This window comes from Pedobacter sp., from assembly GCF_031119335.1.
GTDB lineage: Bacteria > Bacteroidota > Bacteroidia > Sphingobacteriales > Sphingobacteriaceae > Pedobacter.
On record NZ_JAVHXT010000004.1, the window covers coordinates 140,506 to 153,849 of the forward strand.

Sequence of the window (13,344 nt, forward strand, 5' to 3'; positions counted from 1 at the left end):
AAACCAAAAGAGAATTAATATCTAACACACAAAGACTAATTGCATAAAAATATGCGTAAAAAATTACAAGATAGAGTAGCTTCATTTCAGGACGCAAAAAGAATTAAGGAACAAGGACTTTACCCTTATTTCCGTTCTATTTCGTCTGCACAAGATACTGAAGTTATCATTGACGGCAAACCTGTACTCATGTTTGGTTCAAACTCTTACCTAGGTTTAACCAATCACCCAAAAATAAAAGAAGCTTCTCAAAAAGCAATTGAGAAATATGGAACTGGTTGTGCTGGCTCTAGATTTTTGAACGGAACATTAGACATCCATTTAGAGTTAGAGCAAAGGCTAGCTGCTTATGTAGACAAACCGGCTGCAGTTTTATTCAGTACAGGATTTCAAGTAAACTTAGGCGTAATTTCTTGTTTGTTAGACAGAAATGATTATTTGATTTTAGACGAGTATGACCATGCATCTATCATTGATGGTAGCAGATTGTCTTTCTCTCGCTCTATTAAATATGCACACAATGATATGAACGATTTGCGTGCTAAACTAAGTCGTTTGCCAGAAGATGCTGCAAAACTTATTGTTTCTGATGGTATTTTCAGCATGGAAGGCGACATGGTAAACTTACCAGAAATGGTAAAAATTGCCGATGAGTTTGGTGCAAACATCATGATGGACGACGCACATAGTCTTGGCGTTATTGGCTTCAACGGCGCAGGTACGGCTTCACACTTTAACTTAACCGACAAGGTTGATTTAATCATGAGCACGTTCAGTAAATCGTTGGCTTCTCTAGGTGGTTTTATCGCTGCTGATGAAGATACCATCGAATTTATTAAGCACAGAGCACGTTCATTAATGTTTAGCGCAAGTATGACACCAGCGTCTGTAGCCAGTGTGCTTGCTGCTTTAGATATTATTGAAGCTGAGCCAGAGCGTATTGATAAATTGTGGGCAAACACCAACTATGCGAAGAAATTATTGCTAGAAGCTGGTTTTGAAATTGGACATCCGGAAAGTCCAATTTTGCCGATTTACATTAGAGATAATGCAAAAACGTTCATCATCACCAACATTTTGCAGAAAAACGGAATTTTTGTAAATCCGGTGGTTTCTCCAGCAGTTCCTTCAGATGCATCTTTAATTAGGTTCTCGTTAATGGCTACACATACATTTGAGCAGATAGAAAAAGCTGTCTACGAATTGAAGCAAGCATTTAAGGAAGCAAGTGTAGACTTAGTTAAGGCTTCGATATAAAAATGGCACAAATTGTAGCCGTTACTGGCAAGAAGTTACTAGCAAAGTTCGTTGATTTCCCTCACGAGCTTTACAAAAACGACCCGTATTATGTTCCTGAGCTGCACATTGCACAACGCGATATGTTAACTCCCGGAAAGCATCCGTTTCATGACCATGCTAAATTACAGTTGTTTTTAGCTTTTGAAGGCGAAAAAATAGTAGGTAGAATTGCAGCAATTATCAACGGAAATCATAATACTACTAAAGGTGTAACAGAAGGATTTTTTGGTTTTTTCGATACCATTAATGACAAAGCTGTTAGTAGCTTATTGCTAAATGCTGCACAAAATTGGCTAAAAGAAAATGGACAAACCTCGGTAATGGGGCCAGTTAATTTTTCTACAAATGATATTTGCGGCTTGCTAATTACAGGTTTTGATGGTCCGCCAGTAGCAATGATGCCCTACAATGCACCTTATTATCTAGATTTATTGGAGGATTTCGGTTTTACCAAAAAAGTAGATTTAAGAGCCTACAGATATACTGCCGGCAACTACGATGATAGGTCTGTAGGTTTGATAGATGGTTTAGAAAATAGGCTGAAAAGAAGCAACATCATCATCAGAAAAATAAACTTGAAAAAGTTTAAGGAAGAAGCTGCTGCGTTAAGGGAAGTGTATAACAAAGCTTGGGATAAAAACCTAGGTTTTGTGCCAATGACAGATAAGGAATTTGACTACACTGCCAACGATTTAAAATTGGTTTTAGATACTGATTTTTGTTACATCGCAGAGCAGGAAGGTAAAATTGTAGCCTTTGCTTTAGCCATTCCAGATATTAACCAGATACTAATCAAAATTAAACGAGGAAGGCTTTTTCCTACTGGTTTAATCAAATTACTAACTGGTAAAAAGAAAATAAATGGTATCCGTATTATGCTTTTAGGTGTAATTGATGGATACAGAAAAATGGGTATCGAAGCTTGTTTGTACGGTAGAATTATTAAAGCCTTTAAAGCAAGGAATTTCCAGTATGCCGAAGCAAGTTGGACTTTAGAAGATAACGATATGGTAAACCGCCCTATTGAAAATATAGGTGGCAAACTGTACAGAGAATACAGAATACTAGAAAAAAAGATATAAAGCTGAAAGTCTAAAGCACAAAGCTTAAAACAATGTGCTTAAAAATAAAATGAGCAAAAAGGTATTAATTACGGGCGCTAGTGGATTTGTGGGTTATCATTTAATTGTAACGGCAATTGAAAATGGCCTAGAAGTTTACGCCGCGGTTCGTCCTAATAGCGATATCTCACATTTGAAAGACTTAAATATCAACTATGTTAATTTAAACTTTAACGCAGTTGATGAACTAAAAGCAGAGCTGGAAGAAAAACAGTACGCTTATATTATACATGCTGCTGGTACCACAAAAGCAAAAACCTTGCAAGAATACAATAGGGTTAATGCTGAGTTCAGTAGAAACTTAGCACTGGCGGCATCGTTGGTGAGCTATAAGCTAGAAAAATTTGTATTCGTAAGTAGTTTAGCGGCTATTGGACCTATTGCAGATTTTACTGCCGCTATTAACGACAATGCAATTGCACAGCCCATAACTTTTTACGGATTGAGCAAGAAACTGGCAGAAGAGTATTTGAATAAAATCGAAAATCTTCCACTGGTTACGGTTAGACCAACTGCGGTTTATGGCCCAAGGGAGAAAGATATTTTTATCCTCTTTAAAACCATTAACCAAGGTTTAGAGCCTTACATTGGCAGGTTTAACCAAACTTTGAGCTTCATTTATGTGAAGGATTTGGCAGAAATTATCATCCGCTTTTTAACATCGGAAATTGAGCATAAAACCTATAACATATCTGATGGACTAAGTTACAATAGGTATGCATTAGCTGATGGTTTGAAAAAAGCATTACAGAAAAAAACACTGAAAATGCATATCCCTTTGGGAATTATAAAAGGTTTAGCGGGGCTGATGGATACAATTTATGCCAAAAGCAGTAAAACGCCAACACTAAACAAGGAGAAAATAAAAGAGTTAACGGCACCAAATTGGGCCTGTAACATAGAAAATTTAAAGAAAGATTTACAGTTTGAACCAAAATACAATTTAGAACGTGGCTTAGAAGAGACCGTAAAATGGTACAAGGTAAATAACTGGCTGAAATAAGGCAAAAGCTGAAAGGTAAAAGGTGGAAGGTTACTATCCCAATACGCCCAACGCTATGCTCAATACAATACTAATAATAGGATTAACACATAATAATAAACAATAATGAAAAAGCAAGTAGAAGGAGCCAATGGAAAATTAGGTATCATGATGCCTGGCCTAGGTGCTGTAGCTACCACCATGATTGCTGGTGTAGTTGCCGCTAGAAGAGGTCTATCTAAACCTATTGGTTCTTTAACACAAATGGGTACCATTCGTGTAGGTAAAAGAACAGACAACAACGAGCCTTTAATTAAAGATTTCGTTCCATTAGCAAAATTAGAAGACTTAGCATTTGGTGGTTGGGATGTGTATGAAGATAATGTGTACGATGCTGCAATGAAAGCTAAGGTAATTGATGGTCATCTTTTATACGACATCAAAGACGAATTAGAAGCAATTAAGCCTTACAAAGCTGCATTCGACAAAAACTACGTTAAAAACTTAGACGGAACCTACGTTAAAGAAGCTGCTACAAAATGGGATTTAGCACAACAAGTAATTGAAGATATCAAAGACTTTAAAGCTAAAAACAACTGTGAGCGTATCGTATTGGTATGGTGCGGTTCTACTGAAATTTACTTAGAGCCAAGTGCTGTTCACCAAACTTTAGCTGCTTTTGAGCAAGGTTTGAAAGACAATGACGCGAACATTGCACCAAGTATGATTTATGCTTATGCAGCATTGAAATTAGGTTATGCTTATGCAAACGGAGCTCCAAACTTAACGGTAGATATTCCTGCAATGTTAGAGTTGGCTAAAGAAACTCAAACTCCAGTAGCTGGTAAAGATTTCAAAACTGGTCAAACTTTAATGAAAACGGTATTGGCACCAGGCTTAATGGCTCGTTCATTAGGTGTACGTGGTTGGTTCTCTGACAACATTTTAGGTAACCGTGATGGTTTAGTATTGGATGACCCAGATAACTTCAAAACTAAAGAAGTATCTAAATTAGGTGTATTGGAAGACATCTTCAAACCAGAGCAAAACCCTGATTTGTATGGCGATATGTACCACAAAATCCGTATCAACTACTACCCTCCTCACGGTGATAACAAAGAGAGCTGGGACAACATTGATATCTTCGGATGGATGGGCTACAAAATGCAAATCAAGATTAACTTCTTATGCCGTGACTCAATCTTAGCTGCTCCTATCGTATTAGATTTAGCTTTATTCTCAGATTTAGCTAAACGTGCTGGCATGAGTGGTATTCAAGAGTGGTTATCTTTCTATTTGAAATCTCCTCAAACTAAAGAAGGATTGCGTCCAGAGAACGACATCTTCAAACAATTAGAAAAACTACATAATACACTACGCTACTTTATGGGTGAAGAATTAATCACTCACTTAGGGCTTGATTATTACGAAGAACAATAATCCATCCTATAGTGCGTAAAGCCTAAAAGGTAAAACTATTGGCGGTATTAAAACCGTTTAATATCGCCAATATTAAATTTCGTCTACCAACGAATAAAACAAAGGCTATCAATACCTTAGCTGCTAAAAAAATATAAATCCGCAACACTTCCTGTATTTGTCTGATAAATGTAATATGGCATTAAAAACACGGAAACAATCTATAGGAAACTTTAGATTTAAAAAAAGTTTCCATAGTTTTGCGGCGTGATTTTAGAGTAAAAAGATATAATAATTAACTGGTGATATTTCACAAAATCATATCAACAAGCCTCGGAATTGGCTATATAGGCAAGGGAGCAGGAACTTATGCTTCTATCTTTACCTGCCTAGCATGGTACTTTTTACAGCCTGGAGTATATGAGCCGAAGCTAGCGCCAGTGTTAGTCACTTTACTTTTAACCATGCAGGGAGTAAGAAGCGCCAATCAGGTAGAAGTGCTTTGGGGTAAAGATCACCAGCGAGTGGTGATAGATGAAGTTGCAGGAATGTGCATTACCTTACTTTTTGTGCCAGTAGAAGTAAAATATGTAATAGCAGGCTTAGTGCTTTTTAGGTTTTTTGACATATTAAAACCACTAGGCATACGTAGATTGGAAAAGTGGCCCGGCGGTTGGGGCGTAATGGCAGATGATGTTTTGGCTGGAATTTATGCCAACATTGTAATGCAAATAATAATTTTCTTCAACATATTTTAAGAAGATGTTAACCTTTATAAAAGCACAAGCTTCGTCACTAACGGCAACGTTGGTAGATTACTTGGTCACTTGGTTTTGTGTGAGCTTTTTGGGTATCTGGTATGTTGCAGGAAGTGTAACAGGAACCGTTGCTGGTGGCTGTGTAAACTTTTATATGGGACGTAATTGGGTCTTCAATTCGAAAGAGAAAGACATCAAGCTCCAAATTTTAAAGTACATTTTGGTATGGTGCGGCAATCTTTTGATCGTAACAACTGGAGTTTACATACTCACTCATTTTTTAGGCATCAATTATATGCTTTCGAAAATATTGGTTTCTGGACTAATTGGGACAATTTATAATTACTTCATGCAGAAGCAATTCATTTTCACGCAGTAAAATGAGACACACATATAGAACAATAATTTTTGCACTCACTTTGATTGGTGCTAGTATCATAGGTACATCATCGGCATTTGCGCAAAAAACGGTGATTACAGGAACGGTTAGGGATGCGGTTACTAAAGAAACCCTGCCTTACGTTTCTATTTTCTTTAACGAAACCCGTTTGGGAACACAAACCGATATTGACGGAAATTTCAGGATAAGCACCAACGAAGACCATAACAAACTGAAATTTAACTACGTTGGCTATGAGGTTTTATACAAGACCATTGTAGTAGGGCAAACCCAGAAACTGGATATCCTACTTAAATCTAATGCGCAATCTTTAAATGAGGTTACCATCATTGCAGGCAAGAAAGTTAGGTATTCTAACAGGAACAATCCTGCAGTAGAACTGATTAGACAGGTCATCGAAAATAAAGATAAAAATCAGCCGAAGGCTTACGAAACTGTACAATATAAAGAGTACGAAAAAATGTTGTTTTCGATGAGCAACGTTTCAGAAAAATTCAAGAACAGACGTATTTTCAGAAACTATCAGTTTTTGTTTCAAGAGCAGGATTCTACAAAAATTGGAGGCAAGAACTTATTGCCAATTTACATACAAGAGAAGCTTACAGACCAATACCTAAGTTTTGACCCTACAAGAAGTAAAACAGTGGTTTTGGCGGAAAAACAAGTAGAATTCGATAACAGGTTTATCGATAATCAGGGGATGAAATCGTACTTCGATAGGATGTACCAAAACATCAACATCTATGATAATAACATATCGGTAATTAGCAACGAATTTTTAAGCCCAATTGCCAACTCTGCACCTACGTTTTACAAGTTTTTTATAACTGATACCCTGAAAAACCAAACGCCTAACGTGATTGAGCTTTCATTTACGCCACGCAACAAAGGCGATATGTTGTTTGAAGGCAAAATCTATATTACTATGGATGGCAACTATGCAGTGCAAAAAGCGGCATTCGGTGTCAACAAAAACATCAACCTCAACTTTGTTAGAGGGATGGAGATTGAATTAGATTTTGAGAAAAACGTAGATAACAGGTACTATTTGAGCAAAAGCAATCTTATCGCCGACTTCGGGATCAGCAAAAATAAGGGGTTAGGTTTTACCGGCGAACGCAGCGTGAGCTATGACAACTACAAAACCAATGTAGAAATTCCTGATACTGTATTTTCTGGCAAAAAGATAGAAGTATTGGCAGATGCGGCTAAAAAAACTGATGCCTTTTGGTCGCAAAACCGATTAGATACACTGCCAGAACAACAGCAGAAAATTTACAGCAATATAGATACGCTGCAAAAACTTCCGTCGTTTAGAAAAACAATTAAATTAGTCACATTTGTGGTTGCCGGATATTGGGATTTTGGCCCATACGAAGTTGGACCTACTAATACATTCTACAGTTTCAACAATGTGGAGGGCTTCCGTTTACGTGTTGGTGGTAGAACTACCCCTGCGTTAAGCCAGCGGTTTTATTTTGAAAACTATGCGGCTTACGGTTTTAGAGACGAAAAGTGGAAATTCTTCTTATCGGGAACTTACTCCATCAACAACAAATCTATCTACAAGTTTCCGCAACATTACGTAAGGGCAAGTTTCCAACGTGACACTAAATTACCTGGGGCAGAACTGCAATTTGTGCAAGAAGACAATTTCCTATTATCATTTAAACGCGGCGTAAATGATATGTTGCTGTACAACGATTACTATCGTTTAGATTATGTGAGGGAATTTGAAAATAGATTTTCTTACACCCTTGGTTTCAAGAAGTGGGCCCAAAGTCCGGCGGGGGGATTGCTTTTCACAAATGCGGCAAACAATATGGATATCAACAGAATTCATACAACAGAATTTAGTTTGGGTTTACGATATGCAAAAAATGAGAAGTTTTACCAAGGAAAAATTTATCGTACCCCAATCATAGACCGCTACCCAATCTACAACTTGAGATACACAGCAGGTGTTAAAGGATTTTTTGGTGGCGAATATAACTACCACAACATTATGGGTAGCGTAGATAAACGTTTCTACCTATCGCAATTAGGTTTTAGTGATGTAAGAGTAGAAGGTGGTTACATTGCCGGAAAAGTGCCTTTTCCATTATTAACCATCCATCGTGCCAACCAGACTTATGCTTATCAGTTAAATTCTTACAACTTAATGAACTTTTTAGAGTTTGTTAGTGATAGATACGCTGCAATAAATATCGATCATAATTTTAACGGTTTCTTTTTAAATAAGATACCTTTGCTAAGTAAATTGAAGCTAAGAGAAATTGTGTCATTCAAAGCTATTTACGGCGGATTGAGAGATGAGAACAACCCCGAAAAAACAACTGATGGCACTTTTAAAATGCCAACTTTCGACAGTGGCGCTCAAAGAACTTACTCGTTAAGTAAAGAGCCGTATATGGAGGGCAGCGTTGGCTTGGGTAATATTTTTAAACTGTTAAGGGTAGATTTAGTAAAAAGATTTAACTATCTGAATAATCCAGAAGTTAGCGAATGGGGAATTAGAGCAAGAGTTAAACTAGATTTTTAAAGATGAACCCGACACGATTAAAACAATGTTTTAATCGTTGAAGGCTCCATCTGACAAACTAAAAAGAAGTAAACAAAACAGATGAAATTAAGAGATAGCCTACAATTGGGCATATACAAAATAATCAACCCATTTGTAAAAGGGTTGATTAAAATTGGTTTAACACCCAATATGGTCACCACCATTGGTTTATTGTTAAACGTAGGTGTGGCCATAATTTTTATTGTGGGTGCAGAAAAATCTAACCGCGGCGAGCTAGAATATGTTGGTTGGGCGGGTGCTCTAGTTTTATTTGCTGGTCTTTTTGATATGCTCGATGGTCAAGTGGCACGCTTGGGAAACATGAGCTCAAAATTTGGTGCCATGTACGATTCTGTTTTGGATAGATACAGTGAAATGGTGATGTTCTTGGGCATCTGCTACTATTTGGTGGCACATCATTACTTTTTAAGTTCGTTATTTGCGTTTATTGCGCTAATAGGTTCTATGATGGTAAGTTACACCCGTGCCCGTGCAGAAGGTTTGGGCGTAGAATGTAAGGGAGGTCTAATGCAAAGACCAGAGCGTGTAGTAACCATTGGTGTATTCGCTATTGCTTGTGGTGTGGCTTACAATTTCTTAGGGGCAGATTACAAAATCTTTATCCCGGGCATTAAATTCCATGTATTCGAAACCATGAGTATTTTCACATTGCCTATTACCTTGATGGCTATTATGACCAACATTACGGCGGTAAATAGATTGAGAGATGCAAAAAAGGCCCTTGATGCAAAGGAATTTCCTAAGGCGAATAACAAAGCGGCAGTAATTGTTGGCTTGGTTTTGTTTTCAGGCTTAGCACTTGGCGCCAATTACAACGCAAAAGCCCAAAATGACGATGATCCTTCTCCACTTACTTTCCCAACGCCAAAAAACATTAGCAATCAGCTGTTTTACGTTCAAAGAGATCCAAATATCAATACTATTATTTGCCAGTTAAATGTTGACGAAAAAGGTGACCTGAATAAAGAGCAACCAATTAACGTATTTTGGATGCGCTACGCAGATAAAGAAGGTAAGAAGGATTTGAACTATATACAACGTAAATTTGCGTACGGTATTCAAACTAAGGATATTGGCAATGGCAATTACGAATTGCGTTTTGTATCGTACAAGAAATTCCCTTTGTTGCTTACCAAATCATCAAGCGATAAAAAATATCACGTTTATGCAACTGCAAATAACAAGAAGATTTTATTGGACAGAATTTTCTTAAGAATTGAGGGTGGTACTTTTTGGGTACCAAACGTAAAATATGTAGAAATAAGAGGTTACGAAGCTGGCAATCCGAGCAAAGCAATAACCGAAAGAATAAAAGTATAATACCATGGCAAAGAATTTTGTTTCAAATTCTAGCGAATCGATTAGAATGTTTAAAAGCGACTTGTTAGAGCCGCTATCTAAGGTGAAATATTATGTACCACTACTAATTTATGTACCGCTGATATTTTTCCTGATCTGGAAATCACTTTTTGACATAAAAATACCTGTACTGGAATTTTTTGGGTGGTTAGCATTTGGGCTTTTTATCTGGACAATTACAGAATATGTTTTACACCGATGGATTTTCCATTTTTACCCATCGGCCAATTGGGCTAAGCGCATCCATTTTATTTTTCATGGCGTACACCACGATTATCCTAATGATGCGAACCGTTTGGTAATGCCACCATCTGCTAGTATTCCTTTAGCCTTAGGTTTTTGGTTCCTATTCGACTGGCTTTTACCAGATACCAAAGTTTATGCTTTCTTCATTGGCTTTATTGGTGGCTATTTGTTCTACGATATGGTACATTACGCCCTACATCATGCTAATTTTAAAAGCGGATTGTGGAAGAAGTTGAAGCACCATCACATGTTGCACCACTACCAAGATGCCTCTAAAGGTTTCGGCGTAAGCTGGATGTTTTGGGATGGTGTATTTAGGTCTGGTTTTGAGAAGAAAGATAATTAATAAAAAGCCCTCTTTGGCTTTGCGATCTCTCCCAAAGGGAGAGAAAAACAGGGCGCATATTAGACTATTTAACTTCTCTCTCTTTGGGAGAGATGCCCAACGGGCAGAGAGGGTCCAATAAAAATTATTAGTACGGGCGAAACATTTTCGTCCCAACAAACAAAAGCAAATGATATCAGACATACCCGCTGAGGAGAAAAAAACGAACTTAAAAAAAGACCTGCCATTAACGCTTGGTATTTCTGCCATCTATCTCATTCTTTCCTACTTTTTAGTTGGCTTTAAAACAGACCAATTGGTGCTGATTGCTATTTTTAATACACTTTACTACCTCACTTCTACTACTAGAAAATTCATCATAGGTTTTTCCATCTTCATTGTCTATTGGATTATCTATGATTACATGAAGGCTTTCCCCAATTACAATTATAATCCTGTACACATTGCAGATTTATACCAATTCGAAAAAAGTGTGTTTGGAATAGAAAAAGGTGGACAAAAGATTACGCCGAACGAATACTGGCTATTGCATCACAACTCGTTCTTAGACGTACTTACCGGCTTTTTCTATTTGATGTGGGTACCTGTGCCTTTGGCTTTCGCAGCATTTTTGTTTTTCGTTAAAGAAAGGCGCAATTTCCTTAATTTTCTGCTCACTTTTGTTTGGGTAAATTTGCTCGGCTTTGTCGTGTATTACCTTTACCCAGCGGCCCCACCTTGGTACGTACAAGAGCATGGTTTTAACTTTGTTGCCAATACCCCCGGAAATACCGCAGGTTTGGTTCGCTTCGATAATTTCTTTGGTATAGAACTCTTTAAATCTATCTACAGCAAAGGTTCTAATGTATTTGCGGCAATGCCTTCTTTGCACTCCGCTTATCCTCTAATTGTGGTTTATTATGGCGCTAAAGGGAAATTCCGCAAAGCAAATGTATTTTTTATCACTGTGATGATAGGCATTTGGTTCGCTGCAGTTTACACAAGTCATCACTACGTTGCCGATGTACTCGCAGGCGTTACTACTTCAATTATTGGTATATTTTCGTTCAATTGGCTAAAAGAAAGAAAACCTTTGGCTAACTTTATAGAAAAGATGTTAAAATTGATTTCCTAATGGAGATTAGCCAACTTACCAAAATCACCGAAACAGAAGCTCAAGAAATTTATGTCCTATCCAATCAGCTAGGCTATACCAATAATTTTGATTTGCTACTTGGGAGATTAAGAGCAATTATTCCCTTAGAAGAACATGCAATTTTTATAGCAAAAGCTGACAATAAAATTGTAGGCTGGCTGCATTGTTTAGTTTGTTTGAGGGTAGAGAGTCCAGTGTTTGTAGAAATCACTGGCTTGGTGGTTGATGAAAAGGTACGTGGCAAACAAATAGGAAAAAAATTAATCGAAGCCGGCAAAGATTGGAGCCGCAGCCAACAAATTTCATTGCTACGTATACGCTGTAATGTTGTCCGTACCGAAAGTCATAAATTTTACAAGGCTTTAGAATTTTCTGAAAGTAAAGAGCAGAAGGTTTTTGAGTTGAATTTATAGAGATTTTCCATTTATATAATCTATTTATAACTTTACTTAACACTAAGCAAAAGTTAGATGAACCCCAAAGTAGACCAATTTCTAAGTAAAACAGATAAATGGCGAGAAGAATTTGAAGCTTTACGCAACATTGTTTTAGAATGCGGACTAAATGAGGAGCTTAAATGGGGACAACCTTGCTATACACTTCATAAAAGTAATATAGTTTTAATACACGGATTTAAGGAATACTGTGCTTTGTTGTTTTTTAAAGGTGCATTATTAAGCAATGCTGATGGTCTGCTAATCCAACAAACCGACAACGTACAATCGGCAAGGCAGATACGCTTTACCAATGCTAAAGAAATTTCGGAAGTAAAACAGCTAATAAAAAATTCCATCTTCGAGGCTATTGAAGTAGAAAAAGCAGGTTTAAAAGTTGAAATGAAGAAAACTTCAGATTTTGAAGTGGTGGAAGAATTTCAGCAAAAATTAGACATACTACCTGCTTTAAAAATAGCTTTTGAAGCGCTTACTCCAGGACGGCAGCGGGCTTACTTATTTCATTTCTCCGAAGCGAAACAAGCTAAAACACGAGTAGCAAGGGTTGAAAAATATATCCCACAGATTTTAAAAGGCAAAGGCATAAACGACTAATATCATGAGCAAAAAATTATCAGCACAGCAAAGTGAAGAATTATTGAGCATTCTAAAAATCCGTTTCGAGAAAAACATGAAGCGCCACGAAGGATTAGAATGGACAAAAGTTCAGGAAAGATTAATTGCAAGGCCAGAAAAATTATGGTCGCTAAATGAAATGGATATTACTGGTGGCGAGCCAGACGTAGTGGCTTTTGATGAAAAAACAAAAGAATTTCTTTTCTACGATTGTGCAGCCGAAAGCCCAAAAGGCAGAAGAAGTACTTGCTATGACCACGAAGCTCTGGAAGCAAGGAAAGAACATAAACCTAACGATAGCGCTGTAAATATGGCCTCAGAAATGGGAATTGAGCTTCTAAGAGAAGAAGAATATCGGGCTTTGCAAGAACTTGGCGAATTTGACCTTAAAACCTCTAGCTGGATACAAACTCCACAGCGTATCCGCAAATTGGACGGGGCTTTATTTTGCGACCGTCGCTACGATACCGTTTTCGTATATCACAACGGCGCCCAATCTTATTACGGAGCCAGAGGATTTCGAGGGTCTCTAAGAGTATAAATTTGTAAAGGCCTGTTTATCACTTTGTGTTTCACTCTTTATAAGAATATTTTATATATTTAACTGGAGTTTTATCAAACGAAC

General features: G+C 37.3%; 13 protein-coding genes. All 13 read left to right on the forward strand.

All coding sequences use genetic code 11. The features are described from left to right. Positions 1–51: 51 nt before the first annotated feature. The 13 genes from REI64_RS06205 (at position 52) to REI64_RS06265 (ending at position 13,260) form a co-directional block, all read left to right on the forward strand. On the forward strand, positions 52–1,257 hold the full coding sequence (locus REI64_RS06205; protein WP_308849240.1) for an aminotransferase class I/II-fold pyridoxal phosphate-dependent enzyme: 1,206 nt from the start codon (positions 52–54) through the stop codon (positions 1,255–1,257). A gap of 2 nt (positions 1,258–1,259) precedes the next feature. Next, complete coding sequence (locus REI64_RS06210) at positions 1,260–2,381, forward strand: hypothetical protein (RefSeq protein WP_308849241.1); 1,122 nt, start codon at positions 1,260–1,262, stop codon at positions 2,379–2,381. Between the two features lie 49 nt (positions 2,382–2,430). Further along, positions 2,431–3,423 carry an NAD(P)-dependent oxidoreductase gene (locus REI64_RS06215; protein ID WP_308849242.1) on the forward strand — a complete coding sequence of 331 codons (993 nt, stop codon included), beginning with the start codon at positions 2,431–2,433 and terminating at the stop codon, positions 3,421–3,423. 105 nt (positions 3,424–3,528) lie between these two features. Next, positions 3,529–4,842 carry an inositol-3-phosphate synthase gene (locus tag REI64_RS06220; protein ID WP_308849243.1) on the forward strand — a complete coding sequence of 438 codons (1,314 nt, stop codon included), beginning with the start codon at positions 3,529–3,531 and terminating at the stop codon, positions 4,840–4,842. A gap of 281 nt (positions 4,843–5,123) precedes the next feature. Further along, positions 5,124–5,579 (forward strand): phosphatidylglycerophosphatase A, encoded by a 456-nt coding sequence (locus tag REI64_RS06225; RefSeq protein ID WP_308849244.1) that lies wholly within the window; start codon positions 5,124–5,126, stop codon positions 5,577–5,579. A gap of 4 nt (positions 5,580–5,583) precedes the next feature. Continuing rightward, positions 5,584–5,958 (forward strand): GtrA family protein, encoded by a 375-nt coding sequence (locus REI64_RS06230; protein ID WP_308849245.1) that lies wholly within the window; start codon positions 5,584–5,586, stop codon positions 5,956–5,958. Between the two features lies 1 nt (position 5,959). After that, a complete protein-coding gene (locus REI64_RS06235; RefSeq protein ID WP_308849246.1) occupies positions 5,960–8,521 on the forward strand; it encodes a DUF5686 family protein in 2,562 nt (853 codons plus the stop codon). A gap of 81 nt (positions 8,522–8,602) precedes the next feature. Continuing rightward, on the forward strand, positions 8,603–9,883 hold the full coding sequence (locus REI64_RS06240; protein ID WP_308849247.1) for a DUF4833 domain-containing protein: 1,281 nt from the start codon (positions 8,603–8,605) through the stop codon (positions 9,881–9,883). A gap of 4 nt (positions 9,884–9,887) precedes the next feature. Beyond that, positions 9,888–10,514: a sterol desaturase family protein gene (locus REI64_RS06245; protein WP_308849248.1), complete on the forward strand. Its 627-nt coding sequence runs from the start codon at positions 9,888–9,890 to the stop codon at positions 10,512–10,514. Positions 10,515–10,683: 169 nt separating this feature from the next. Further along, positions 10,684–11,628 (forward strand): phosphatase PAP2 family protein, encoded by a 945-nt coding sequence (locus REI64_RS06250; protein WP_308849249.1) that lies wholly within the window; start codon positions 10,684–10,686, stop codon positions 11,626–11,628. Then, positions 11,628–12,062: a GNAT family N-acetyltransferase gene (locus REI64_RS06255; protein WP_308849250.1), complete on the forward strand. Its 435-nt coding sequence runs from the start codon at positions 11,628–11,630 to the stop codon at positions 12,060–12,062. Before REI64_RS06250 ends, REI64_RS06255 begins: the two co-directional genes overlap by 1 nt. A gap of 57 nt (positions 12,063–12,119) precedes the next feature. Continuing rightward, positions 12,120–12,698, forward strand: a complete 579-nt coding sequence (locus REI64_RS06260; protein ID WP_308849251.1) for a YdeI family protein — start codon at positions 12,120–12,122, stop codon at positions 12,696–12,698. 4 nt (positions 12,699–12,702) lie between these two features. Continuing rightward, entirely contained in the window at positions 12,703–13,260 is a 558-nt protein-coding gene (locus REI64_RS06265; protein ID WP_308849252.1) for a DUF4256 domain-containing protein, read from the forward strand. Positions 13,261–13,344 lie beyond the last annotated feature (84 nt).